This window comes from Isoptericola sp. Y581, from assembly GCF_059445475.1.
The window spans coordinates 560,846-584,978 of record NZ_JCAIUK010000001.1 but is presented as its reverse complement, the minus strand read 5'-3'; the positions used below and the strand labels follow the sequence as shown (position 1 = coordinate 584,978).

The window sequence follows — 24,133 nt, the reverse complement described above, 5'->3', positions numbered from 1 at the left end:
CAAACTCAGAAGCGCTCCGAGAACCTCGCCAGATCACGGGACGCGCGCGACAGGACCCGAGCCGGGAGGCTCCTCCTGGGCGGCACCGGCAGCGGCACGTCCCGGTACCCGAACTTGCGGAAGTCCTTGAGGTAGAACTCCTCGAGGCGCGACTCGAGCGCCGGGGACACCTCGACGTCCTTGCTCGAGATACCGCGGGTCGTCTCGCTGGTGCGTACGCGCGCGACCTCGGTCGGCAGGCCGAGCTCGTAGCGCTCGTTGAGATCCTGCACGGCGGCGTCCAGCCCGTCCTCGAGCCGATAGACGCGCGCGCCCTTGACCAGGAACTCCACCTGCGGGCGGATGTGGTTGTCGTGGACGTACGGGTTCGAGGCGAACTGCTCGAAGCGCTCCTGCGCCCATCGCTCGACCGCGTCCGCGCTGGTGGAGAGCTCCTGCTTGTGCCGCATCACGTACTCGGAGCGGAGCCGCGCGACCGGGTCGCGCACCACGGCGAAGACCGCGTCGAAGCGCCGCAGCCGGAACGTCTCGGACAGCAGGAGCCCGTGCATGTGCTGCGGCGTACATCGGCGCAGGTGGTTCGGGTCGCCCTTGTGCATCCGGCCGTCGTGGTACGACATCCCCCAGCCGTCGGCGAGGAAGTGCTTCTCCATCGCCGACCCGCCGGTCTTGGGCACGTGGATGAACAGGACGTTCCGGCCGTCCTTGGTGAGGACAGGCATGAGCTCTCCTTCGCCGTCAGGACGCGTGCGGGAGGGTGCCGACCATCCCCGCCGCCACCGTCTTGTTCGTGGCCTCGTCTACCAGGATGAACGCCCCGGTATGGCGGTTCTGGCGGTAGGGGTCGACGAACAGGGGCTGCGTCACCCGCAGCCGGACCCGTCCGATCTCGTTCAACCGGATCTCGGTGGCGCCCTCGTCCCGGTGCAACGTGTTGACGTCCACCCGGTACTTGACCTCCTTGACCATCGCGCGCGCCCACCGCGTGGTGTGCTTGATGGCGTACTTCTTGCCCTGCACCAGCGGCGCGGACTCGTCCATCCAGCAGATCTGCGCGTCGATGTCCTGCAGCGCCGCGGGGGTGTTGTGCGGGCGGCAGATCATGTCGCCGCGCGAGATGTCGATCTCGTCGGCCAGGCGCACCGTGACCGCCATCGGCGGGTACGCCTCGTCGACCGGGCCGTCCGCGGTGTCGATCGCCGCGATCGTCGTCTCGAGGCCCGACGGCAGCACGCGCACGGCGTCGCCCGGCTTCAGGACGCCGCCGGCGACCGTGCCCGCGTACCCCCGGTAGTCGCGCGCGTCGTGCGACTGCGGCCGGACCACGTACTGCACGGGGAACCGGACGTCCTGCAGGTTGCGGTCGCTGGCCACGTGCAGGCTCTCGAGGTGGCTGAGCAGCGGCCGTCCGTCGAACCAGGGCATGTTCTCGCTGCGGTTCACCACGTTGTCGCCCGCGAGCGCGGAGATCGGGATGAACGTCAGGTCGGGGACCTGCAGGCGCGAGGCGAAGTCCGTGAAGTCGCGCCGGATGCCCTCGAAGACCTCCTCGGCGTAGTCGACGAGGTCCATCTTGTTGACGCACACCACGATGTGCGGCACGCCCAGCAGCGTGGCCAGGAACGTGTGCCGGCGGCTCTGCTCGATGACGCCCTTGCGCGCGTCCACGAGGATGAGCGCCACGTCGGCCGTCGACGCCCCGGTCACCATGTTCCGCGTGTACTGGATGTGGCCCGGGGTGTCCGCGATGATGAACTTGCGCTTCGGCGTGGCGAAGTAGCGGTACGCGACGTCGATCGTGATGCCCTGCTCGCGCTCGGCCCGCAGCCCGTCGGTGAGCAGCGCCAGGTCCGTGTAGTCGTTGCCGCGGTCCTTGCTGACCTGCTCCACCGACTCGAGCTGGTCGGAGAAGATCGTCTTGGAGTCGAACAGCAGCCGCCCGATGAGCGTGCTCTTGCCGTCGTCCACGGAGCCCGCGGTCGCGAAGCGCAGCAGGTCGGCGGAGGTGTCGATCGCGGTCTGGGTATGGGTCTCGGTACTCGTCTCGATACTCATAGCTTTAGAAGTAGCCCTCTCGCTTGCGGTCCTCCATCGCGGCCTCGCTCACCTTGTCGTCGCCACGGGTGGCCCCGCGCTCGGTGACGCGCACGGCGGCGACCTCCTCGACGATCTCCGCACGGGTCGAGGCCGTCGAGGCCACGGCCGCGGTGAGGTTGGCGTCCCCGACGGTGCGGTAGCGCACCGACCGCGCCTCGGCGGTCTCGCCGTCCTTGAGCGGGGTGAACTCGTTGACCGCGAACAGCATGCCCTTGCGGTCCACGACCTTGCGCTCGGCGGCGAAGTACAGGTCCGGCAGGTCGATGTCCTCGGCCTCGATGTAGGCCCAGATGTCCAGCTCGGTCCAGTTCGACAGGGGGAACACGCGGATCGACTCGCCCTGGTGGACGCGACCGTTGTACAGGTTCCAGATCTCCGGACGCTGGTTCTTGGGGTCCCACTGGCCGAAGTCGTCGCGGAAGGAGAACACGCGCTCCTTGGCCCGCGCCTTCTCCTCGTCGCGCCGCCCGCCGCCGAAGAGCGCGTCGAAGCCGTTCTTCTCGGCGGCCTCGAGCAGCACCGGGGTCTGGATGCGGTTGCGGGATCCGTTCGGCTCCTCCTGCACGAGCCCGCGGTCGATAGCGTCCTGCACCGAGGCCACGACGAGCTGGATGCCGAGGCGCTCCACCCACCGGTCGCGGGTCTCGAGCACGCTCGGGAAGTTCAGCCCCGTGTCCACGTGCATGATCGGGAACGGGATCCGGGCCGGCGCGAACGCCTTGGCCGCCATGTGCAGCATGACGATCGAGTCCTTGCCGCCCGAGAAGAGCAGACAGGGGCGCTGCATCTCGGCCACCACCTCACGGATGATGTGGATGCTCTCCGCTTCGAGGCTGCGGAGCTGGCTCAGGACGTGAGACGTCACGACTGGGCACCTTCCTTGATGTCGACCCCGACCGTCACCAGCGCCGCACGCAGGTGCGACGCCACGGCCGGGTGGCAGACGAAGAGATCTGGGAGCCAGGGGTCCTGGCGGTTGTACCGGAGGGGCGTGCCGTCCAGGCGCGTGCACTCGAGGCCGGCGGCGAGCGCCACGGCGACGGGCGCCGCCGAGTCCCACTCGTACTGCCCGCCCGCGTGCACGTACGCGTCGGCCGTGCCGTCGACCACGGACGCGACCTTGACGCCGGCCGAGCCCATCGGCACCAGCTCGACGTCGCCGCGCGCGGCGAGCTCGCTCACGAAGGCCGGCGGACGGCTGCGGCTGGCGGCGATCCGCAGCGGGCGGCGGCCGTCGAGCACGGCGTCGAGGTCGGACGTGCCGGGGGCCGCGCCGGGAGACAGGGTGTCGAGGACGACGCCGCGCGCGGGCAGCCCCACGGCGCCCGCGGTGAGGCCCGACCCGCGCTCCCAGAGGGCGACGTGCACCGCGAAGTCGTCGCGCCACGCCTCGCTGGTCGAGCCTGTCGAAACCCCGGCGGTCGAGCCCGTCGAAACCCCGTCGGTCGAGCCTGTCGAGACCAGGTCCTTGGTTCCGACAAGCTCAACCAGCGAAGTGGCGCGCTCGGCGAACTCGCGCGTGCCGTCCAGCGGGTCGATGATCCACACCCGGTCGGCGTCCACGCGCGACGCGTCGTCCTTGGCCTCCTCCGACAGCACGGCGTCGTGAGGACGGGCGTGCGCGAGGGCGGCGGCGAGCCAGGCCTGGCTCGCGGCGTCGCCCGCGTCCTTGAGGTCCGCGGCGACGAGCTTGCCGCCGGTGGCGTCGACGTCGGCCCGCAGGCCGAGCAGGACGGCACCGGCGCCGCGGGCGAGCGCGACCGCCAGGTCCGCGTCGCGCAGCGACGGGACGAGGGAGGTCGGGGTCGACTCCGGCATGCGGCACCTCGGCAGGATGGTCTGGGACAGTGGCCATGGCGGGCCGCGGCCGACGCTACCATCGCCGCCAGGTGTGAATCCTGGGGGCTCCGTACCGCGGAATCATTCCGATAATCCCGATAGAACTGGTGCCCATCGTGATCGACCTCCCCCTCGCGCTCGGCGGTCTCGCCGTCGGGTTCGTCGTCGGTCTCACGGGAATGGGCGGCGGTGCGCTGATGACGCCGATGCTCATCTTCGTCTTCCGGGTGGACCCGCTCACGGCGGTGTCGAGCGACGTCGTCGCGAGCCTGTTCATGAAGCCCGCGGGCGCGATCGTGCACCTGCGGCGCCGCACGGTGAACCTGCAGCTCGTGCTGTGGTTGTGCATCGGGTCCGTCCCCGCGGCGTTCTCGGGCGCGCTGCTCATCCGCTACCTCCCCCTCGGCGACGCGTTCGACGAGACGCTGACGCGGGTGCTCGGCGTCGCGCTCCTCGTCGCCTCCACCGGGCTCGTGGTGCGGGCGGTGCTCAGCATGCTCCAGCGCCGCACGGCGCTGGGCGAGGGGCCGGCCGCGCCGAGCAGCCCGGACATCGTGGTCCGCAAGGTCCCGACCGTGGTCCTCGGTGCGGTGGCCGGCCTCATGGTCGGCCTCACCTCCGTGGGCGCCGGGTCGATCATCATCGTGGTGCTGCTCCTGCTGTACCCGGCGCTCAAGGCATCCCAGCTCGTGGGCACGGACCTCGTGCAGGCCGTCCCGCTCGTGGCGGCGGCGTCCCTGGGCCACCTCCTCTACGGCGACTTCGAGCTGGGCCTCACCACGTCGCTGCTGATCGGGGCGATCCCCGGCGCCTGGTTCGGCGCCCACGTCTCGAGCCGCGCGCCGGGCGGGATCATCCGCCGCGCGCTGGCGATCCTGCTCCTCGCGTCCGGCCTCAAGCTGCTCGGGGCGTCGCTCGGCGTCGTCGCGGGCGCCGCGGCCGGCGCGCTCGTCCTGGGCAACCTGCTGTGGATCGTGGTGCGCGAGCGCATCAAGCGGCTCCCACCCAGACCCCTCCCGCGCGGCGCCGTCGCCGCGCCCGTCGACGCCACCGAGGCTGACAATGACAACGACTCCGACCCCACCGCGAAGGACCGGTCCCACCAGCCATGAACCTGCCCGCCACCACCCGCGTCCTCACCGCCGACGAGCTGGACCTGCTGGAGCTCGCCCTCGCGGGCGGGGCCCCCTGGTTCCCGCCGGGCGACCTGCCGGATGGCCCGGTGACCCTCACGGACCCGGAGAACACGCCGCTCGCCGTGACGGCCCGCGGTGCCGGCCCGGAGGAGCTCCGCGCGGTCAAGCCGTTCGCCCGCGCGGCCGGGCCGCACTGGGACCCGGCGCTGCGGCGTGCGGCCGCCGACGTCCGCCGCGGGGGGGCCATGGACGGCTCTGCCGGAACTCTCGCCGTCGTCGTGACGGAGCCGCCCACCCGGCAGGAGCGGGACGCGCTGCCGGGCCTGCTCGACGGCGCCACGTCGGTGCTGCTGCTCGTGCCGGCCTCCCGCCGCTCACCCGCCGCCGGCGCTGTCGGCGCGCCGGGGCTCGTCCGGGTGGCCGGGTCCCTGGCCGCCGAACTGAGTGGCGTCGATCCGACGGGCGGTCCCGCGCCCGCCGTGGACGTCGTCGTCGTCCCGTGGCCGGCCGTCGCCCCCGAGGGCCTGCGCTGGGACGACGTCGCCGCCCGGTACGGCGCGGGGCGTGCGTTCGTCGTGGCGGATCGCCGCGACGACGCCTCGCGGGCCCGCGTGGAGCGGCTCGGCACCCTGTGGGCGGACGAGGTGGCGGCGCTCTACCCGGAGGCCTCCGCACGCGAGGTCCTCCGGGCCGCCCGCACCGCCCGCCGCGCCGGCGCGGTCGTGTTCTTCACCGGGCTGTCCGGCTCCGGGAAGTCCACCGTGGCCCGCGCCCTGGCGGCGGAGCTCGACGACGAGGGTCTGCACACGACCCTGCTGGACGGCGACGAGGTGCGCCAGCACCTGTCCAAGGGGCTCGGGTTCGACCGGGAGTCCCGGGAGCTGAACGTGGAACGCATCGGCTACGTCGCGGCCCTCGTCTCCTCGCACGGCGGGGTGGCCGTCGCGGCGCCCATCGCCCCGTTCGCGTCCGGCAGGGCCCGCGTGCGCGCGCTCGCCGAGGCGGCAGGGGCATTCCTGCTGGTCCACGTGAGCACCCCGCTGGAGGTGTGCGAGGCCCGGGACCGCAAGGGTCTGTACGCCAAGGCTCGCCGCGGCGAGATCCCCGAGTTCACGGGCATCTCGTCCCCCTACGAGGATCCGACGGACGCCGACCTGGTGATCGACACGTCGCACGTCGACGTCGCCGACGCCGTCGCGCAGGTACGCGCCGCGCTGGACACCCGCGTCGGTTGAGCCTGTCGAAACCGCTTGTTGGTTGAGCCGGTCGAAACCGCTGTTGGTTGAGCCTGTCGAAACCGGTTTTCGACAGGCTCAACCAACGATCTCGACAGGCTCAACCAGCGGCGGGGATTCAGTCCTGCTGCTTCTTCTTGCGGCGCGCGCGGGGGCCGACGCCGCCTGCTCGCCCGGAGGAGTTCGCCTGGCGGTGCGCGCGCACGAACTTCCGGTACTCGGCGAGCACCTCACCGGTGGGGCCGTCCATGACCAGCTGGCCCTGGTGCACCCACAGCACGCGGGTGCACATGGCGTCGATCGTGCTGATCGAGTGGCTGACCAGGAAGATCGTGCCGGCGTCCTTGCGGACCTCGTCGATGCGGGCCTTGGAACGGGCCTTGAAGGCCGCGTCGCCGGTGGCCAGCGCCTCGTCGATCATGAGGATGTCGGGGGTCGCGGCAGACGAGATCGCGAACCGCAGCCGGGCCCCCATGCCGGAGGAGTACGTCTTCATCGGCATGTAGACGAAGTCGCCGATGTCGGCGAACTCCACCACCTGGTCGAAGCGCTCCTCGACCTGCTTGGGGGTGAGCCCCAACGCGAGGCCGCCGATCCAGATGTTCTTCTCGCCCGTGAGCTGCGGCATGAGCGCGGCGTTGACGCCGAGCAGGGCGGGCTCCCCCGCCACGTACACGGAGCCGGCGTGGGGCGGGATGAGGCCGGTGACGGCACGCAGCAGGGTGCTCTTGCCGGAGCCGTTGATGCCGACGATGCCGATGGACTCGCCGTGCCGGGCGACGAACGAGATGCCGCGCACAGCATGAACCTCGCTCACCGCGCCCACGTGCTGGGACGTCGAGGAGACCAGGCGCCTCAGGAGCGAGCGCTTCGGCGCGTCGGCCTGCCGCACGTTCTCGGCGCCCTTCGCGGCCACCTGCTTCGCCTTGCCGCCGAACACGCGGTAGACGATGTGCAGGTCGTCGACGACGAGCACCGGGTCGCCGAGGGTCGCGACGGGCGACGGCCCCTCGAGGTCCTCGGGTTCGAAGTCCTCGTCAAGGTCGACGTCGAGATGGAGATCGGACTCAGTCACGACCGTAACGCTCCTCTCCGCGCCAGAAGATGATGAAGCCGACGACGAAGGTCACGACGGCCCAGCCGGCCGCCCAGACCCACATCATCGGGTCCGGGGGGATATCCGGCTCCTGGGTGAGGATCGAGCGCGCCACGTAGAGGAAGACGCCGATCGGCTGGTACTCGAGGATCGCCCCGACGACGGGCTGTACCGCCTCGGGGAGACGGTACACATAGTGCGTCACGGGGAAGATCACGCCGGAGCCGTACATCACGAGCCGCAGGACGAAGCCGATAATGTTGTCCAGGTCCGGCGTGATGGCCACTGCGCGGGCGACGATGAACGCGATGCCGGTGTTGAAGATCCACATCAGCGCCACGATGGCCGGCAGCAGCAGCCAGCTCCAGGTGACCTGCACCATCGGGTACGCGGGCAGCAGCCCGCTGAGCAGCACGATCGCGCACATCACGAGCAGCGCGGGCACCAGCGTGGTGAGCAGCGAGACCACCTGCGCGATGGGCAGCACCGCGCGCGGGAAGTGCAGCGACCGGATGAGGTTGGTCTTCTGCGCGATCGACCGTGACCCGGCGTGCACCGACTGCTCGAAGAACCGGTACAGGAACGTGCCGATCACGATGAACGCGACGGCGTTCTCCAGCCCGCGGGTCGTGCCCAGCAGGATGCCGAAGATGAGGATGTAGACGGCCGCGTTGAGGATCGGGTTGAGGACGGCCCACAACTGACCCAGGTAGTTGTTCTGATTCTTGGAGTAGGCCGTCGCCGTGCCGAGGACGCGGATGAACGCCCAGCGTGAGGCGACGTCGCGGATGTACCGGCCCAGCGGAGGACGGATGCCCATCTGGCGCAGTCCGAACTGCTCCGCAAGGGCCAGGCGCTCCGCCGAGGTGGTGTCCGGCACGATCGGCTCCGGGGGGCGGAGCGGGTCGCGGCCGTCTCCCGGCGTCCCGCGGTCACCCGACGAGGCGCCCGTGGTGGTGTCGGTGGTCACGTAACTTGCATACCCGTCTTCTGAGGTACGGCCAGCGGCTGCCAGGCCCCGTTGATAGTACAGCGCAGAGACGGTCCAGATCCGCCCCCAGGCATCCCGGGACCGCCCCGGACGTCGTGGAATACTCGGTGCGCCATCGGACCCCGCCCCACCAGGAAGGCACGGATGTCGCACGTCAGCACCCCTCGCCCCACGCTCACGGACCGCGGGCGCAAGCTCCTCGCACGGCTCATCCTGGGTGCGGGCTCACGCGCCAAGCAGCTCGTGAGGCGCGCCATCGTGGGCGAGCCTCCGGAGTTCTCTCCGGAGCTCGACGAGCTGCCCCGGTACCCCGTGGTGGCCTACTTCGCGGACACCCCGAACCAGGTGTACCAGCTGCAGCAGTGGCTGCCCGTGCTCGAGCAGGTCGCCGAACGGCACCCGCTTGCCCTGGTCACCCGCAACTGGGAGGTGACCGAGCTGCTGCGCCAGATCACGCCCTTGCCGGTGCTCTTCACGCGCAAGCTCGACGGGTTGCGGCGCATCTACGACCAGGTCGACGTCAAGACGGTGGTCTACGTCAACAACGGCTGGCGCAACTTCCAGTCGCTCATCCACCAGCGTGCGCTGCACGTGCACGTCAACCACGGCGAGTCCGACAAGATATCGATGGTCTCCAACCAGGCCAAGGCCTACGACCACGTGGTCGTCGCGGGCCAGGCCGCGATCGAGCGGCACGAGCGCGCCCTGATCAACTTCGACCTCGACCGCCTCGTGGTGTGCGGGCGCCCCCAGCTGGACCTCGAGGTCGCCCCGGTGCTGGCCCCCGCCCCGGGCCTGCGCACCGTGTTCTACGCACCGACCTGGTCCGGCGAGGACGACGCCAACAACTACACGTCGATCGACGTGTACGGCGTCGCGATCGTGCGCGCGCTCCTCGGCCTGCCCGACGTGCGCCTGGTCTACAAGCCCCACCCGCGCGTGCTCACGGCCACCGAGCCGCACGTCGTCGACGCCCACGCGGAGATCGTGCGGCTCCTCACCGCGGCGACCCAGGCGGGGGTGCCGCACGCGATGCCGTTCGACGCCAACATCCTGGGCGTCTTCGAGGGCACCGACCTGCTGGTCACCGATATCTCGTCCGTCGGCCTCGACTTCCTGTACCTGCGCCCCGAGGCGCCCATCGTGATCACGGACCGACGCACCGACCGCGCCCGGATCGTCGCCGAGGCGCCCGTCGCGAGCGCCGTCGACATCATCGACGGCGACACCGTGGCCGACGTAGCCGAGATCCTCGGCGCGAACCTCGCGGTCGACCCGCGGCACGACGCCCGGCTGGGCGTGCGCGACCACTACTTCGGGTTCCCCCGCGGGGAGAGCAGCCGACGCTTCCTCGACTTCCTGTCGGACTGCGTCGCCCGCCGCGACACCATGCTCGCCGGCCGCCCGGAACCTGCGGCCGACGACGACAAGTGACGCCGCCGCTGGTTGAGCTTGTCGAAACCAGTCCTGCTGGTTGAGCCTGTCGAAACCCACCCCGCCGGTTGAGCCTGTCGAAACCCAGTCCTGCTGGTTGAGCCTGTCGAAACCCCGGCGACGTGGTCTCGACAAGCTCGACCGACGAACCTGCTGGTTGAGCCTGTCGAAACCCGGCGACGTGGTCTCGACAAGCTCGACCGACGAACCTGCTGGTTGAGCCTGTCGAAACCCCGGCGACGTGGTCTCGACAAGCTCGACCGACGAACCTGCCGGTTGAGCCTGTCGAAACCCGGCGACGTGGTCTCGACAAGCTCGACCGGCGAGAGCGGGACTAGCTCGACCGGCGAGAGCGGGACTAGCTCGACCGGCGAGAGCGAGACAAGCTCAACCGGAGCGAGGCGCCGCCCCGCTTCGAGAAAGCTCGACGAGATCACCCAGCCTGCCGTCGATCAGAGCGCGCCGCTTTGCGCGCGACCAGCCCTGGACCTGCTTCTCGAAGGCGTAAGCCTCGTCGATCCGATCGAACTCTGCCGCAAAGGCGAGGCGCACAGGTCGCCGTCGACGGGTGTATGCGGCGCCTTCGCCCGACTGGTGCTGTGCGATGCGCAGGTCGAGCGCCGTCGTGCTACCGACGTAGTACGAACCGTCTGCGCACTCGAGGATGTACATGTGTGCCATGCCGCCAGCGTGGCGGCGTCGACGGACGTCGAGGCCGCTTGGTCTCGGATGTGTTGACGAACAGTGGCTGTGGGCAGGTTCCCGCCGCCCTGCGGGTCGAACGAGGTCCGATGTCGCCGGTCGAGCTTGTCGAGGCCCTGGGTTTCGACAAGCTCAACCACCGGGTCGGGTTTCGACAAGCTCAACCAGCGGGTCGGGTTTCGACAAGCTCAACCAGCGGGCGGTCAGAGCTCGCGGTTCGCGCGCTCGAGGTCCTCCGCGAAGTCGACCTCGACCGCGTACAGGTCGGAGATGTCCACCGGCGTGATCTTCACGCCGTCGCGCTCGATGGCGAGCTCGACGCCGCGCTCGAAGTACGCCTGGTCGTCCACCTCGACGAGGCGCTGCAGCACCTTCGCCTTGTCCTGCGGTGCCACGTAGTTGATGCCGACGGCCTCGCCGAGCGCCCCGGCTCCGACCGTCTTCGACAGCTCGAGGATGTCGCCCTCGTCGTCCACCGTGTACTTGACCTCCTCGTCGCCCACGGACGAGGTGTTGACGCAGACGAACGACTTCTGCGAGTCGATCAGCGGCTGCACGCGGCGGAGCACGTCCGGGTGGAAGACGACGTCGCCGTTCATCCAGAGCACGCCGCGGTCACCGGTGACGCGCAGGGCGCGCATGAGGCTCTTGGAGGTGTTCGTCTGGTCGTAGACCTCGTTGTACGCGTAGGTCACGTCCGGGGCGGCCTCGAGGATCATCTCGAGCTTGAAGCCCACGACGATCAGCACCTCGGCCTCCCGGCCGTACACCGACCGCAGGTTGCCGAGCTGCTGGGCGAGGATCGTGCGTCCGTCGCGCAGCTCCGTCAGCGGCTTGGGGTGCGGCCGGCCGAGACGGGTCCCCATGCCCGCTGCCAGGATCACTGTCTGGATGCTCATCGCGTTCCTCTCTCGTTATCGGTCGGTGCGGCGCTCGGCGCGCCGTAGGCCTCGATCCGCGCGACCTCGCGGTCGCGGATCTCCATGAGGCGCTCGCACGCGGCGACGAACCGCCGCGTGGACGCCCCGGGCGTGGTGTCGCCGAGGTAGTGCTCCCGCAGCCGGAGCCGTTGCTCCCGCGTCGGGTCGTCGGTCAGCTCGCGGTCCACCGTCTTCAGCACCTCGCCGAGCCCAGCGACCGGCAGGGCCGGCGCGAGCTCGAGCAGCGGGCTGGACGCGATGACCACGTCGCCGACGGGCCGCGTCACGACGATCGGCTCCCCGGTGGCGAGCCAGTCCATCGCGACGCCCGAGACGTCACAGACCAGCAGGTCCGCCGCCGCGAACGCGGGCGCCACGTCGCCATGGGTGTCCGTGCCGTGCGCGGGGCCCTCGGCCGGGGCGGGGGCGGCCGCCAGGTACTCGCGGATCGCCTTGTCCGCCTCCCCGTACGCCGCGACACGCACGCCGGTCAGCGGGTGCGGCCGGTACAGCACGCGGTAGCGGCCGGACCCGACGAGGGCGCGCACGATCGCGAGGCCGTGCGTGGCCACCGACCCGTACTCGGCGGACGGCTGGCCGCCCTCCCAGGTGGGGGCGTACAGGACCGTGGGCAGCGGCCCCCGCGGGGTCTGGGCCCGCAGCCGCAGCTGGTCGTCGAGCTGGGGGCGGCCCACGGGGACGCAGCGGGCGTGCGCGTCGTACAGGGTGCTGAACTTCGCCATGCGCTCGACGGCGGCCTGACCCGCGACGAGCGAGAAGTCGTAGGCCTTGGTCTGGTTGGAGACCGTCACCAGCTTGTCGCTGTCGCCGTGCATCAGCGAGGCGTGCACCAGCTGGCCGAAGCGCAGGCACGTGAAGTTCTCGGGGTTGTGGTTGACGTAGAGCGCGAGCTTGGTCGACGAGCGCCCCAGGACGTCGTCGAGCGTCGTGTAGTGCGCCACCGTGCGCACGTCGAGCCCACTGTCGCGGCGGATCGCCCGGGCGGTGCGCGAGTCGCGCGTCACGACGACGACGGGGTGCTCGGCGTGCAGCGCGCGGAACGTCTCGTACCACTGCTCGATCTGGTACAGCGCCTCGGGGGTGTCGGCGAAGTAGACGAGCACCTCGTACGGCCACGACGTGCCGAGCAGGGCCTCGTCCTCGCCCAGGCCGTCCGGCATCCCTCCGGGCAGCAGCCCCAGGCGACGGATCACCTTGCCCCCCAGGGAGCGGATCCGGCGCCGCAGCGTGGCGCCCCGGGGTGTGGCAGGCAATGGGTCTCCTGAAGCGTCGTCGGTCAGCGGGGGGCGCGTCGCAGCATACCGGCCAGGCGTCGGAACACCCCGGGCCGGGCGCCGGGCGCCGTGATGGTCGTCGTGCCGGCCGTCGTGGTGCCGGCCGTCGTCGTGCCACGCGCGGCCCGGTCGGCCGGCTGGGGCCGCCGCCTGGTCACATCGCCGAACACCTCGGCCCACCGCGCGACCACAGCGGCGTCCGAGTAACCCCTGGCCGTCTCGATGGCGGCCTCGCGCATGCGGCGGACGGCGTCGTCGTCGAGCGTGACGAACCGTTCGATGGCGGCCGCGAGGGCGTCGGCGTCGCCGTCCGGCACGAGGAAGCCGTCCACCCCGTCGGTGATGATGTCGGCGGGGCCGTACCGGATGTCGTACGCGATGGGCACGCAGCCGCGCGACATGGCCTCCGCGAAGACGAGCGGGAGCCCCTCGGACCGGCTCGTCAGCAGCAGGAACGACGCGTCGGCGAGGTGGTCGGCCGCCCCGGGCACGAAGCCGTGCAGCGTGACGCCCGGGACCTTCGCCGCCCGCGCCGCCACCCGTTCGCGCTCCGGGCCGTCGCCGTACACGTCCAGCGTGAGGTCCAGGCCGGTGCGCCGCGCGGCCCGCCCCAGCCCGACCATGGCGTGGCCCACGCGCTTGCGTGCGTGCAGCGACGCCAGCACCGCCCCGCGGTACCGGTCCGGGTGCTCGGGCACGGGGCCGTCGGGCAGGTCGGTGCTGTTCGGCACGACGTAGGTGTTGGGGCGCTCGCCCACGCGGTCCACGACGTCGCGACGCTGGCCCTCGGTGAGGAAGACCACCGCGTCGTAGTCGTCGAGGTGCTCGATCAGCGGCGTCCGCGCCACCGTGAGAGGGCCGTGCGCATCGGTCGCCTTGGCCGACAGGTGCGCACCGTGCACGAGGTGGGCGGTGTAGAGGTCCTCGCGCTTCAGCGAGCCGAAGAACTTCACCATCGTCTTGCTGTCGATCACCACGTAGCCCGGCTTCTCCGGCAGCACGACGTCCAACCAGTACCGGTAGAGCGACCACACGGAGCCCCAGCGGCGGCCGGCGCGGCCGTCGCGGGAGTACAACGTGATGCTCCGGCTGGTCCCCGTGCGCTCGTCCACGGCCGCGAGGGTCCGGTCGGACCGGAAGTGCAGGTACCGCTGCGCCTCCTCGTCCTGACCACCGTCGTCACCGTCGTCCTGACCGCCGTCGTCCTGCCCGCCGGCGGGCCGGCCGCCCTCGACGCGCATCAGCTCCCCGGGCTCCCCCGTCCGCCGCTCCTGCGGCCGGGTGCCGGGCGGGGGCGCGACGACGTCGTCGGGCAGCTCGCGCAGGTCGGCCCAGACGTTGTGCAGCGTGACGCCGGGCACCAGCTCCCCGCGCTTCTCGAGGTCGGCGCGGGTGGCCTCGACGTCGAGCGTCGGGGCGAAGGTAAGGATCCGCACGGGGACACCGGCCTCCTGGGCGAACGCGCGAGAGCGCCGCAGCAGCGCCGACGTCATGCCACCGTAGGTGGCAGGGATCGTCCAGGTCGCCGCGGCGTGGCTCCCTGGCGGGAGCGGGATCGTCGGGTGTCCGTGGGTGGGGGGCACCGGCCCATCGTAGGGGCTGGCACCCCCCTGCACGGCCGTCCGGGGCCCGGGACGGACCGCCCGATCCGGGCCCGTTCTCCGACTGCTCCGGTGTAGTATCGCCCGGCCCGCCGACCCCCATCCGGGAGAGTTCATGCCCCGCCGCTCGCTGCACCCTGCCACCTGGCTCCGCGGCGCCCGCCGAGCCGTCCGGTCCGCACTCGGGCCGCGCCCGTCGTCGACCGCCGACGCCCCGGCGTCGCGCCGCCACCCGTCCGTGCACCAGGTGCGCGCTCAGCTGGGCGCCAAGGACGTCAAGGCGGCGCAGTCGCTGGTCGACGCGGGGCTGGCACAGGCCTCGCCCACCGACGACGCCCTGCTGGCGGCCGGCCTGGTCGCCCACCACAAGCGCCTCTACGAGCGCGCGCTGCACCTCTTCGACCAGACCGAAGGGGCCGCACTGGCCGTGACCCCCGTCGCGTTCGTCGAGTCCCTCTACCGCGTGGACCCGCAGCGTGGCCTCGAGCGGACCCGCGAGTGGCTCGACAACGCGCCCGTCGCGATCCGCGCGCGGACCTGGCACACGGTGCTGCGCTACGTGTTCGCGCACGGGGACACGGCGCTGCGGCACACGGTGCACGACCGCCTCGTCGCGTCGTACCACGGCGACGAGCAGCGCTGGCCCGGTGGCGCGCAGGAGATCGCCTGGCTCGACCGGTGGCGCCGCGCGGAGCGGCACGCCACCGCGCCCGCCCCCGGCGCCCGGGTGCCGTTCGCCGTCATGGACTACGTGCAGCCGGGCAAGGGCAAGACGTCGCAGAACATCGGCGACCACGTCCAGACGCTGTCCTCCCTGGGCCACGTGGTGCGCCGGCAGAACCTGCGGTTCCACGGGCAGCCCGAGCTGGTGGGCTTCGTCGAGGAGATGCAGGGCCGGGTGCGCCCGGAGCTGCAGCTCGACGGCGACGCCACAGACGTCGAGCTGTACCGCGTGGACCGCGACGGCTCCACGTTCCAGGCGTTCCCCGAGGGCACCTGGATGCTCGAGTTCGGCTGGCACTCCCACGACCTCGCCGCCACCGGCGTGTGGGACTTCCCCATGCACGAGAACCTGCAGCCGCTCTTCGTCTCGTTCCACTGCAACAAGCGCGGCCTGCTCACGCCCGAGGTGCTCGACTACCTGCGGGCCCACGGACCCGTCGGCTGCCGCGACTGGACCACGGTCGACCTACTCCTCTCCCTCGACGTGCCCGCCTTCTTCTCGGGCTGCCTCACCACCACGGTGAGCACCGTCTTCCCCGAGCTCGAGTCGCGGCCGGAGCCTGCCACCGTCTACGTCGACGCCGTGCGCGAGCCCGTGCCCGACGGGCACGACAACATCAAGCAGAGCTACCCCGGCGTCAAGGCGCGCACGTTCGTGGAGAACATGCGCGAGGCCGTGCGCCTGCTCGAGTGGTACCGCACCAGCTACACGCATGTCGTGACCAAGCGCCTGCACTGCTACCTGCCGACGACGTCCCTCGGCCTCGAGGTGGACTTCCAGCCCGCGAACTACGCCGACGTCCGCTTCAGCGGTCTGCACCCGCTGGACCACGACGGCTTCGAGGCCATCCGCGCCGGCATGATCGCCCGGCTCGAGCCCGTTCTGTCCGCGATCTTCGAGGGCCGGGCCGCCGAGGACGTCTACGCGCTGTGGCGCGAGACCGTCGCCCCCGAGGTCGAGCTCGCGCGGTCGCGGCACACCGCCGCGACGCCGCTCCCGGAGCTTCCCGTCACGCCGGCCGCGCTCGCTGCGCCGGCCGTCGTCGAGGCGGAGCCGGTCGCCGGGTCCGTCGACGTCGTGCTCCTGCCCCGTCGCGACGAGTTGTCCCGCGTCGGGGATGCGGTGCGCGCCCTGGACGCCGCCGCCTCCACCCCGCTGCGGGTCTGGCTCGTGGGCCCCCGCGTCACCCAGGTCAGCCTGCCGGAGCTCTCCGCTCGCACCGACGTGCACCGGGTCCCGACCACCTCGCTCGACCTGACGTCCGTGGGGATCACTCCCGGCCAGCACGCGCACCACGTGCTGCTGCCGCACCTGCTGCCCGGCGTCGACCGCGCGGTGGTGCTGCCCGTGGACGCAGTGGTGCTCGGCGACCTCGCCGAGCTCGCCGCTGTCGACCTCGCCGACACCGCCCTGGCCGCCCGGCACGCCTCGCACGCGGACCCCAGCGGGTTCGGCCTCCTGTACCGCGCGGCCCGGCGCCTCGACGACGCGCCCGCGACGGCGTACGACTTCTACCGGCGCATCCACGCACGCCACGTGTTCGACTTCAACGCGTTCGACACGAGCGTGCTGGTGCTCGACCTCGCGCGGCTGCGGGAGCGCGGATTCGCCGCCGAGGCCCTGACGGCCATGCGGGAGTTCCGCGTCGACGCGCGTGAGGCGCTGCACCTGTACGCGGGCCCGCACCGCACCGAGCTCGACCCGGCCTGGGACCACGTGCCCACGCGCGACCTCCCGGGCGCGGACGCGAAGCTGGTGCACTGGGCCGACCGCGTGAAGCCCTGGGACGACGCCTACGTCGCCCGGCAGGAGCTGTGGCACGACCGCGCCGAGACACCCGTCGAGCCCGTCGCCGCTGGTTGAGACGACAGTCGTCGCCCCCAGCACCGGACCAGGTACCGTCGCCGCCCGTGACCTCCCAGCCCACCGCCACCGCAGCCCCGCACGGGGCCGCCACCCCCGCACGGGTGCGCCCCCGGCCCCGGCTGCGCGGCCTCGACGGGCTGCGCTTCCTCGCGGCGGCGGTGGTGCTCGGCTTTCACTACACGGGCATCGGCATCCCGCAGTGGGGCGCGCCCCCGCACGAGGTGTTCCCGGTCCTCAACCACGTGACGCGGTACGGCTTCCTCGGCGTCCAGCTGTTCTTCGTGATCAGCGGGTTCGTCATCATGATGACGGCGTACGGGCGCACGATCAGCGGGTTCGCGGCCTCGCGGGTCGCCCGGCTGTACCCGGCCTACTGGGCGGCGATCGTGCTCACGGTCGGGCTGCAGCTCGTGTGGGACGGCGGGCGCAACCCCACGCTGCTCGACTCGCTGCTGAACCTCACGATGCTCCAGGAGGCGTGGGACGCGCCGAACGTCCAGGGCGCGTTCTGGACGCTCTGGTTCGAGATGAAGTTCTACCTGCTCATCGGCGTCTTCATCCTCGTGGGGATCACCCGCCGGCGCGTGATCGCGTTCGCCGTGCTCTGGCCGCTGGTCGCGCAGCTGGCGCGGGCCACGGACAGCGACCTGCTGTCGTCGCTGCTCATCCCCTCGTACGCCCCGTACTTCGCCGTCGGCATGCTGCTCTTCCTCGTGTACAAGGACGGCGGCGACCTGGCGGTCTGGCTCGGCGTCGCGCTCACCACGGCCCTCGGCATGCGCCAGGCGTACCACTACGCGGGCACGGCGGCCGAGCACGTGGGGGCGCCCGTCTCCCCTGCCGTGTGCGCGGCGGCGGTGGCGGTGATGGTGGTGCTGGTGTGGGCGCTCAGCAGCGGCCCGCTGCGACACGTCGACTGGCGGGTGCTCTCCACCCTCGGCGCGCTCACGTACCCGCTCTACCTCGTGCACGGGCAGTTCGGGTTCGCGGTGATCGACCTGCTGCACGACGACGTCTCGCGCTGGGTCGTGCTCGCCGTCGCGACCGCGCTGTCGCTCGGCATCGCCGCGCTGCTGCACTACGGCATCGAGAACCGCGTGCACGACCGGCTCCGCGACGGCGTGCGGCACGGCCTCGACAAGACGCTCGACACCCGGCGCTGAGCTTCGGCGGTCGAGCCTGCGCTCAACCGCCGGGCACGACGAGGTGCAGGCGGGAGTGCATCTCGCGCACGAGCCCGTGCTGGTCCTGGGCGAGGAACTCGTCGACCGCCTTGCGGCAGCCCGACCAGGCGAAGTAGTCGTCGATGACGACACGGCCGCCGGGGACGAGGCGCGGCACCACCCGCTCCAGGCAGGTGCGTGTCGACGCGTACCAGTCGCCGTCGAGATGTGCCACGGCGACGGGCTCGTCGCCGGTGAGGGTGTCCTCGAACAGCCCCCGCACCAGGTCGACGTTCGAGCTCTCGACCGGGAGCCCGTGCCGGGCGAACGACTCGCAGACCTCCGCGTACAGGTCGTCCCGGTAGCCGTAGTAGGCGTCACCGCCGCGCCCCTTCGCCCGCCCCTCGGCGATCGTCGCGTACCGGGTGTGCACGTCGTCCCCGTCGTCCACCGTGGGCGGCGGGATGAGGCCGAACACGTCGTGGACGGCGAGGTGCCGGGTAGGCGCCTTGGCGGCGGCGATCACGATGGCGGACCCTCCGCGGGCGGTGCCGCACTCGAGCAGCATGCCGGGCAGCGCCCGCGCCTCGGCGCCGAGCACGGCGTGCGCGAGGTCGTGCAGCGGCCTGATGCCGAGCAGGGTGAGGTGCTCGGCCCGCACCGCTCGGACCATGGCCGCGACGGGGTCGGGCAGGTCGTCGAGCTGGTCCGCCTCGAGCTCACGGACCCGCTTGCGCAGCTTGCGCACGTCGGTGCGGCGGGCCTCCAGCTCCTTGCGGGTCCGGGCCAGCTCGGTGCGCAGCTCGGCGACCTCGGCCGCCCCCCGTTCGTCGGCCGGCGCCGAGGTCGTCGCCCGTGCACCTCCCCGCAGGGCGGCCACGAGCCTTTCCCGCACGCTCCGTTGGGGCATGTGCCCATCGAAACCCACCGGGCGCCGGATGGCCAGGGGACGGTCGTGGGCGCGGTCGGCGGCACCCAACGTTCATCCCCCGGCTACCCCGACGTCCCCCGCGCGTCGCCCGCCGTGGTGACACTGACGAGGTAACCGCGCTCGTCGGGTCCCCGCTGCGCCGCCGGGCACGCCGGCGCCAGCACCCGCGTGCTGGCCCGCGCCGACGTCCCGGCGCTCACGGCCGGCATCGACGCCGTGCGCGCCCTCGGCCTGCCCCCCGGGCTGGACGTGGAGCCCGCCCCGGCGCCCCGGCGCCTGCCCGACGACACCGTGGTGGTGGGCGACCCCTTCTCGGGCGCCTTCCAGGCCGCGCTGCTGCGGGCGCCGCGCCCGCCGCAGCGCCTCGTCGTCGTCGGCTCCGCGCTGGTGGCCGACGGCCTCGTGCACGCCGACCGGTACGCGGCCTGGGTGCGCGGCACCGGCGAGCTCCTGCTGCGACGGGGCGAGTCGTGCTTCGTCCCCGACGCCGCGGGTCGCTCACCGTCGACGCGCCGTCTGCGCCTGGGTCCCCCGACCGGTTACCGGCACGCCGACCATGCACTTTCGCGCGTTCTCAGCGCTGAGAACGCACGCAAGTGCATGGCCGACACCCTGCGGACGTGTGTTGGTTTGGCCCGAGGACGCGGGGTGCGGCTAGCCTGACCGGCGTTCGTGCACCGGCGCCGTCACCGGAACCGACGGCGCGACCCGCACTGCCCCCGACGTTCCACGGTGATCCCTCCGCATGCCCAGCTCCGTGCACGACCACGACCACGTCCGCCCGCCTGCCGTCGACAAGGCCTCGGACGGCGCCGCCCCGGGCCGCGCCACCTCGGGCCGCGCCACCCCGCGGGGGTTCCGCCCGGAGGTACAGGCGCTGCGGGCGCTGGCCGTCGGGATGGTGGTCCTGTTCCACCTCTGGCCCGGCCGGATCCCCGGCGGCTACGTGGGCGTCGACGTCTTCTTCGTCATCTCCGGCTTCCTCATCACGGGCCACCTGCTGCGCGAGGCCGAGTCGACGGGACGTATCCGCCTCGGACGGTTCTGGGCCCGCCGCGCTCGCCGCCTGCTGCCCGCCGCCTACATCGTCCTCGCGGTGACGATCGTCGCGACCCTGCTGCTGGCGCCGCACTCCCTGTGGCAGCAGTGGTTCCGCGAGACCCTCGGCGCCACCCTGTACGCCGAGAACTGGGTGCTCGCCGCCGACGCCGTCGACTACCTCGCGGCGGACAACGACCCGTCACCCGTCCAGCACTACTGGTCGCTGTCCACCGAGGAGCAGTTCTACCTGGTGTGGCCGCTGCTCGTGCTGCTCGCCACGGTCGTCGCGGCCCGCCGGGGCGGGTCCGCGCGCCGCACGACCGGCGTGCTCCTCGCCGCCGCCACCGCCGCGTCCTTCGCCTACTCGCTCTGGCTGACCACCGCGAGCCCGGCCTCCGCGTACTTCGTCACCACCACCCGCGCGTGGCAGTTCGGCGCCGGCGCGCTGCTCGCCCTGTGGCTGGCACGGACGGGCCGGCGCCCGGTCGGCGACGGGGTCCGGGCCGCCGCGGCCTGGGCGGGGCTGGCCGCCCTCGTCGCGTGCGCGTTCACCTTCGACGCCGCGACGCCGTTCCCGGGCACCGCCGCCCTCGTGCCCGTGCTCGCGACGGCCGCCGTCATCGCCGCGGGCGCGCCGGGCGGCCGGCTGTCCCCCACCCGCCTGTACGGCTGGCGGCCCGTGCCGTTCACGGGAGAGGTCTCCTACTCGCTCTACCTGTGGCACTGGCCCGCGATCGTGCTGGCGCCCCTGGTGCTGGGCCGCGAGCCCGGCCTGCTCGAGCGGGTCGTGCTGCTCGCCGGCGTCGTGCTCGTCTCGGCGCTCACGAAGAGGTTCGTCGAGGACCCGGCCCGCTTCTCCCGGCGCTGGGACCTGAACCGCACCGGCCGCGCCCTCGGCCTCTCGGCGGCCGGCGCCGGCGCGCTCGCCCTCGTGGCCGGGTGCGCGCTCGGCGTCGCGCAGCACCGCGTGCAGGAGCAGGAGGCGATCGCCGCCGCCGTCGTCGCGGAGCAGCCCCCGTGCTTCGGCGCCGAGGCCATGGACCCCGACGAGCCCTGCCACAACCCCGAGCTCGACGACGTCGTCGTGCCGGCCCCCGAGGCCGTCTCCGGCGACATCGCCGAGCACAAGGAGTGCTTCGTGGACACCGACGAGTCCGCCCTCGCGGACTGCGAGTTCGGCGCGGTCGACGACGCCGACGTCCCGCACGTCGTGCTGGTGGGCGACTCCCACGCCCGCGCGATGATGCCGGCGTTCCTCGGGCTCGTCGACCAGGACCGGATCAGCCTCAGCGTGCAGCTCAAGAGCTCCTGCCCGTGGACGGCGGGCCCCGTCGACGCGGACGGCGAGCGGGCGCGCACCTGCGAGCGGTGGAAGGACCGGCTCGAGCCGTGGCTCGAGCGGGAGGCGTCCGTCACGGACGTCGTCGTCACCACGGGCTACCTCAAGTACCTGTCCGGGAGCGCCGACCGGCAGGCGGACGATCTCGCCGACGCGTGGGACCCCGTGGCCGAGCGGGGCGTGCCGATCGTCGCGCTGTCGGACAACCCGCGGCACGACGAGGATCCGTCACAGTGCCTCGACCGCAGCTTCGGCGCGAACCCCGACCGGTGCGATCTCTCGGAGCGGCGGGCGTTCCCCGACCCGCAGGTGTATGAGGACGCCGTCGACGAGGTGCCCGGAGGCTCGTACGTCGACCTCACCGGGCTCTACTGCCGCGACGGCCGCTGCCCCGCCGTCATCGGCGGCGTCAACGTGTATCGCGACAAGCACCACCTGACCACTACGTACACCCGGACGCTGACGCCGTACCTGGTGGACGGCATCCGCCAGGCGGGCATCCCGGTCTGACGCCCGCTCGTTGTGCCACCGCCTGTTCGGCACACGTGGCTGGAGGCTGCCCACAGGGCTCCTTGTCCGCCCCGCAGTGCGAGCGGCACGGCGTCGGCGCGTCCCGACGCTCACGGCTCGTCGCCGGTGGTCGATGGCGGGCCATGGCGCGTGGTGTCGTGGACACCGTGGCGGTGCCTCCGTGGGCACGTCGGCTCTTGCGCTCCACGGGATCGACGGACTACCCACCCGCCCGCGCCCGGGGGCCGCGTTACCGAAGGCGTCGCGCCGCGTCGGGCGCCCGGGCATCCCCCTGCGTCAGTTCGACGACGGCATGACGACCGCGGAGTTCGGCGACCGGCGCACCGGGCCGCGCAAGATCGCCTCGGCCGAGTGGGCGATCGCCCAGGCCGTCCCCGAGCCGCCGATGGCGCACGGCCTCGCGGTGCTGGACTCGGCGCTGCGACTCGACGCCATCGACCGCCGCGGTCTCGATCGCGCACACGACCATGCTCGGGGACGCCGCGGTGTCGCCCTCCGCCACGACCTGTGGGACCTCGCGGATCCGCGCGCGGCATCGCCGTTGGAGTCGATGGGACGTTGGCAGTGCATCGACGAAGGTGTCCCGCCGGACACGCTCCAGCTCCCCCTGCACGACCGTTCGGGCCACCTCCTCGCCGTCGGCGACCTGGCCTGGCGCATTCCTGGCGGCTGGCTGGTCGGCGAGATGGACGGGCGCGCGTGGCACGACGACCTCCCGGGCGGTGTCCGCCGCGACCGGGACCGTGACAACGCCCTCACCGCGCTCGGTGTGCAGCTGCTCCGGTTCGACGCCGGCCATGTGGCCCGGGACTCCGTGGGAACCATCGTCCGGTCCGCGCTGGCAACAGCCCGCCGAACAGGTGGTTGACACCGTGATGGGCGTCGTTCGGCGCCCATCACGGTGTCAATCACCTGTTCGGCACCCCGGGCGGCGGGCACCCCGGCGGCATTCAGGGGGTGAGGCGGTTGTCGACCATCGCGAGGGCGGAGCCGATGGCCATGTGCATGTCGAGGTACTGGTAGGTGCCCAGCCGACCGCCGAAGTGCACGTCCGGCTCGTCCGTCATCAGCTCGCGGTAGCGCTTGAGCCGGTCGCGGTCGGCGGGCGTGTTCACCGGGTAGTACGGCTCGTCCCCGCGCTCGGCGAACCGCGAGTACTCGCGCACGATGACGGTCTTGTCGGAGGTGTACTCGCGCTCGGGGTGGAAGTGGCGGAACTCGAGGATGCGCGTGTACGGCACCTCGGTGTCGGCGTAGTTCATCACCGGCGTGCCCTGGAAGTCCCCGACCGGTAGCACCTCGCGCTCGAAGTCCAGGGTGCGCCACGAGAGCGCCCCCTCGGCGTCGTCGAAGTAGCGGTCCACCGGCCCGGTGTACACCACCGGCACCTGACCCACGACGGCCTTCTTGTTGACCGGCTGCGCGTCGTCGAAGAAGTCGGTGGCCAGGCGCACCTCGATGTTCGGGTGGTCGGCCATGCGCTCCAGCCACGCCGTGTACCCGTCGACCGGCAAGCCCTCGTGGGTGTCGTTGAAGTACCGGTTGTCGTAGGTGTAGCGCACCGGCAGCCGGGAGATGATCGACGCCGGCAGCTCACGCGGGTCGGTCTGCCACTGCTTGGCCGTGTAGCCCTTGATGAACGCCTCGTACAGCGGCCGCCCGATGAGCGACACGCCCTGCTCGTCCAGGTTCGACGGCCGCCGGCCCTCGAGCTCGGCCGCCTGCTCGCGCACCAGCGCACGCGCCGCGTCGGGGCCGTGCGCCGAGCGGAAGAACTGGTTGATCGTGCCGAGGTTGATCGGCATCGGGAAGACCTCGCCGCGGTGCGTGGTGTACACGCGGTGCACGTAGCCCGTGAACGCCGTGAACCGGTTGACGTACTCCCACACCCGCTCGTTCGAGGTGTGGAACAGGTGCGCCCCGTACCGGTGCACCTCGATGCCGGTGTCCGGGTCCAGCTCGCTGTACGCGTTGCCGCCGATGTGGTCGCGGCGGTCGATCATGAGCACCTTGCGGCCCTGGCCGGCCATCTGCTCGGCGACGGTCAGGCCGAAGAGTCCGGTGCCGACGACGACGAGGTCGGTCATGTCAGGTTCCTCCAGGTTGCGCCGGTGGAGCTTGTCGAGACCACGGTCCCGGGTTTCGACGGGCTCAACCAGCGGGACGGGTTTCGACGGGCTCAACCAGCGGGA

The 24,133-nt window shown here is 72.1% G+C and carries 20 protein-coding genes; 8 read left to right on the top strand and 12 right to left on the bottom strand.

Annotated features, from left to right (window positions below):
- Nucleotides 1-5: 5 nt before the first annotated feature.
- From AC1C2W_RS02665 to AC1C2W_RS02650, 4 genes are read right to left on the bottom strand one after another with little or no spacing between them, the layout of a single operon-like run.
- Complete coding sequence (locus AC1C2W_RS02665; protein WP_495412302.1) at nucleotides 6-722, bottom strand: sulfotransferase family 2 domain-containing protein; 717 nt, start codon at nucleotides 720-722, stop codon at nucleotides 6-8.
- A 16-nt stretch (nucleotides 723-738) separates the two neighbouring features.
- Nucleotides 739-2,055 (bottom strand): sulfate adenylyltransferase subunit CysN, encoded by a 1,317-nt coding sequence (gene cysN, locus AC1C2W_RS02660; protein ID WP_495412301.1) that lies wholly within the window; start codon nucleotides 2,053-2,055, stop codon nucleotides 739-741.
- A gap of 4 nt (nucleotides 2,056-2,059) precedes the next feature.
- Nucleotides 2,060-2,962, bottom strand: a complete 903-nt coding sequence (gene cysD, locus AC1C2W_RS02655; protein WP_495387917.1) for a sulfate adenylyltransferase subunit CysD — start codon at nucleotides 2,960-2,962, stop codon at nucleotides 2,060-2,062.
- A complete protein-coding gene (locus tag AC1C2W_RS02650) occupies nucleotides 2,959-3,915 on the bottom strand; it encodes an inositol monophosphatase family protein (RefSeq protein WP_495412300.1) in 957 nt (318 codons plus the stop codon). Before AC1C2W_RS02650 ends, cysD begins: the two co-directional genes overlap by 4 nt.
- Before the next feature lie 128 nt (nucleotides 3,916-4,043).
- Here AC1C2W_RS02650 and AC1C2W_RS02645 point away from each other — a divergent pair, with 128 nt between their 5' ends.
- Both AC1C2W_RS02645 and cysC read left to right on the top strand, forming a co-directional pair.
- Nucleotides 4,044-5,048: a sulfite exporter TauE/SafE family protein gene (locus AC1C2W_RS02645; protein WP_495412299.1), complete on the top strand. Its 1,005-nt coding sequence runs from the start codon at nucleotides 4,044-4,046 to the stop codon at nucleotides 5,046-5,048.
- A complete protein-coding gene (gene cysC, locus AC1C2W_RS02640; protein ID WP_495412298.1) occupies nucleotides 5,045-6,307 on the top strand; it encodes an adenylyl-sulfate kinase in 1,263 nt (420 codons plus the stop codon). Before AC1C2W_RS02645 ends, cysC begins: the two co-directional genes overlap by 4 nt.
- A 118-nt stretch (nucleotides 6,308-6,425) precedes the next feature.
- Here cysC and AC1C2W_RS02635 read toward each other — a convergent pair whose 3' ends face one another.
- Nucleotides 6,426-7,382 carry an ABC transporter ATP-binding protein gene (locus AC1C2W_RS02635; RefSeq protein ID WP_495412297.1) on the bottom strand — a complete coding sequence of 319 codons (957 nt, stop codon included), beginning with the start codon at nucleotides 7,380-7,382 and terminating at the stop codon, nucleotides 6,426-6,428.
- Nucleotides 7,375-8,373 (bottom strand): ABC transporter permease, encoded by a 999-nt coding sequence (locus AC1C2W_RS02630; RefSeq protein ID WP_495412296.1) that lies wholly within the window; start codon nucleotides 8,371-8,373, stop codon nucleotides 7,375-7,377. Before AC1C2W_RS02630 ends, AC1C2W_RS02635 begins: the two co-directional genes overlap by 8 nt.
- Nucleotides 8,374-8,538: 165 nt before the next feature.
- Here AC1C2W_RS02630 and AC1C2W_RS02625 point away from each other — a divergent pair, with 165 nt between their 5' ends.
- Nucleotides 8,539-9,828 (top strand): CDP-glycerol glycerophosphotransferase family protein, encoded by a 1,290-nt coding sequence (locus AC1C2W_RS02625; protein WP_495387923.1) that lies wholly within the window; start codon nucleotides 8,539-8,541, stop codon nucleotides 9,826-9,828.
- A gap of 387 nt (nucleotides 9,829-10,215) precedes the next feature.
- Here the strand turns inward: AC1C2W_RS02625 and AC1C2W_RS02620 are convergent, their stop codons facing one another.
- The 4 genes from AC1C2W_RS02620 to AC1C2W_RS02605 all read right to left on the bottom strand — a co-directional run bounded on the left by AC1C2W_RS02620 (nucleotide 10,216) and on the right by AC1C2W_RS02605 (nucleotide 14,328).
- Nucleotides 10,216-10,509 (bottom strand): GIY-YIG nuclease family protein, encoded by a 294-nt coding sequence (locus tag AC1C2W_RS02620; protein WP_495387924.1) that lies wholly within the window; start codon nucleotides 10,507-10,509, stop codon nucleotides 10,216-10,218.
- Between the two features lie 224 nt (nucleotides 10,510-10,733).
- Nucleotides 10,734-11,429, bottom strand: coding sequence for a phosphocholine cytidylyltransferase family protein (locus AC1C2W_RS02615; protein ID WP_495387925.1), 696 nt, complete (start codon nucleotides 11,427-11,429; stop codon nucleotides 10,734-10,736).
- The gene (locus AC1C2W_RS02610) at nucleotides 11,426-12,724 is read right to left on the bottom strand and encodes a CDP-glycerol glycerophosphotransferase family protein (RefSeq protein WP_495412295.1); all 1,299 of its coding nucleotides are present in this window, start codon (nucleotides 12,722-12,724) and stop codon (nucleotides 11,426-11,428) included. The genes AC1C2W_RS02615 and AC1C2W_RS02610 overlap by 4 nt, the downstream gene beginning before the upstream one ends.
- 23 nt (nucleotides 12,725-12,747) lie before the next feature.
- On the bottom strand, nucleotides 12,748-14,328 hold the full coding sequence (locus tag AC1C2W_RS02605) for a glycosyltransferase (protein ID WP_495412294.1): 1,581 nt from the start codon (nucleotides 14,326-14,328) through the stop codon (nucleotides 12,748-12,750).
- A gap of 133 nt (nucleotides 14,329-14,461) precedes the next feature.
- Here AC1C2W_RS02605 and AC1C2W_RS02600 point away from each other — a divergent pair, with 133 nt between their 5' ends.
- Together AC1C2W_RS02600 and AC1C2W_RS02595 are read left to right on the top strand one after the other, a co-directional pair.
- Nucleotides 14,462-16,933 carry a glycosyltransferase gene (locus AC1C2W_RS02600; RefSeq protein WP_495412293.1) on the top strand — a complete coding sequence of 824 codons (2,472 nt, stop codon included), beginning with the start codon at nucleotides 14,462-14,464 and terminating at the stop codon, nucleotides 16,931-16,933.
- 47 nt (nucleotides 16,934-16,980) lie between these two features.
- Nucleotides 16,981-18,099 carry an acyltransferase family protein gene (locus AC1C2W_RS02595; RefSeq protein ID WP_495412292.1) on the top strand — a complete coding sequence of 373 codons (1,119 nt, stop codon included), beginning with the start codon at nucleotides 16,981-16,983 and terminating at the stop codon, nucleotides 18,097-18,099.
- Between the two features lie 22 nt (nucleotides 18,100-18,121).
- On the opposite strand, the gene AC1C2W_RS02590 is transcribed toward AC1C2W_RS02595, so the two are convergent.
- Nucleotides 18,122-19,009 (bottom strand): TylF/MycF/NovP-related O-methyltransferase, encoded by an 888-nt coding sequence (locus AC1C2W_RS02590; RefSeq protein WP_495412291.1) that lies wholly within the window; start codon nucleotides 19,007-19,009, stop codon nucleotides 18,122-18,124.
- A 189-nt stretch (nucleotides 19,010-19,198) separates the two neighbouring features.
- On the opposite strand from AC1C2W_RS02590, the gene AC1C2W_RS02585 reads away from it, so the two are divergent.
- The 3 genes from AC1C2W_RS02585 to AC1C2W_RS02575 all read left to right on the top strand — a co-directional run bounded on the left by AC1C2W_RS02585 (nucleotide 19,199) and on the right by AC1C2W_RS02575 (nucleotide 22,809).
- Nucleotides 19,199-19,693: a hypothetical protein gene (locus AC1C2W_RS02585; RefSeq protein ID WP_495412290.1), complete on the top strand. Its 495-nt coding sequence runs from the start codon at nucleotides 19,199-19,201 to the stop codon at nucleotides 19,691-19,693.
- Between the two features lie 82 nt (nucleotides 19,694-19,775).
- Nucleotides 19,776-21,920, top strand: coding sequence for an acyltransferase family protein (locus tag AC1C2W_RS02580; protein WP_495412289.1), 2,145 nt, complete (start codon nucleotides 19,776-19,778; stop codon nucleotides 21,918-21,920).
- Between the two features lie 313 nt (nucleotides 21,921-22,233).
- Nucleotides 22,234-22,809 (top strand): putative endonuclease domain-containing protein, encoded by a 576-nt coding sequence (locus AC1C2W_RS02575; RefSeq protein WP_495412288.1) that lies wholly within the window; start codon nucleotides 22,234-22,236, stop codon nucleotides 22,807-22,809.
- Between the two features lie 82 nt (nucleotides 22,810-22,891).
- Here AC1C2W_RS02575 and glf read toward each other — a convergent pair whose 3' ends face one another.
- On the bottom strand, nucleotides 22,892-24,028 hold the full coding sequence (gene glf, locus AC1C2W_RS02570; protein WP_495412287.1) for a UDP-galactopyranose mutase: 1,137 nt from the start codon (nucleotides 24,026-24,028) through the stop codon (nucleotides 22,892-22,894).
- Nucleotides 24,029-24,133: the final 105 nt, after the last annotated feature.

Excerpts from the sequence above, each read along its gene's own strand:
- AC1C2W_RS02665 (WP_495412302.1), bottom strand. The coding sequence starts at position 722 with ATGCCTGTCCTCACCAAGGACGGCCGGAACGTCCTGTTCATCCACGTG.
- cysN (WP_495412301.1), bottom strand. The coding sequence starts at position 2,055 with ATGAGTATCGAGACGAGTACCGAGACCCATACCCAGACCGCGATCGAC.
- AC1C2W_RS02650 (WP_495412300.1), bottom strand. The coding sequence starts at position 3,915 with ATGCCGGAGTCGACCCCGACCTCCCTCGTCCCGTCGCTGCGCGACGCG.
- cysC (WP_495412298.1), top strand. The coding sequence starts at position 5,045 with ATGAACCTGCCCGCCACCACCCGCGTCCTCACCGCCGACGAGCTGGAC.
- AC1C2W_RS02625 (WP_495387923.1), top strand. The coding sequence starts at position 8,539 with ATGTCGCACGTCAGCACCCCTCGCCCCACGCTCACGGACCGCGGGCGC.
- AC1C2W_RS02620 (WP_495387924.1), bottom strand. The coding sequence starts at position 10,509 with ATGGCACACATGTACATCCTCGAGTGCGCAGACGGTTCGTACTACGTC.
- AC1C2W_RS02615 (WP_495387925.1), bottom strand. The coding sequence starts at position 11,429 with ATGAGCATCCAGACAGTGATCCTGGCAGCGGGCATGGGGACCCGTCTC.
- AC1C2W_RS02600 (WP_495412293.1), top strand. The coding sequence starts at position 14,462 with ATGCCCCGCCGCTCGCTGCACCCTGCCACCTGGCTCCGCGGCGCCCGC.
- AC1C2W_RS02590 (WP_495412291.1), bottom strand. The coding sequence starts at position 19,009 with ATGCCCCAACGGAGCGTGCGGGAAAGGCTCGTGGCCGCCCTGCGGGGA.
- AC1C2W_RS02580 (WP_495412289.1), top strand. The coding sequence starts at position 19,776 with ATGCCCAGCTCCGTGCACGACCACGACCACGTCCGCCCGCCTGCCGTC.
- AC1C2W_RS02575 (WP_495412288.1), top strand. The coding sequence starts at position 22,234 with ATGACGACCGCGGAGTTCGGCGACCGGCGCACCGGGCCGCGCAAGATC.
- glf (WP_495412287.1), bottom strand. The coding sequence starts at position 24,028 with ATGACCGACCTCGTCGTCGTCGGCACCGGACTCTTCGGCCTGACCGTC.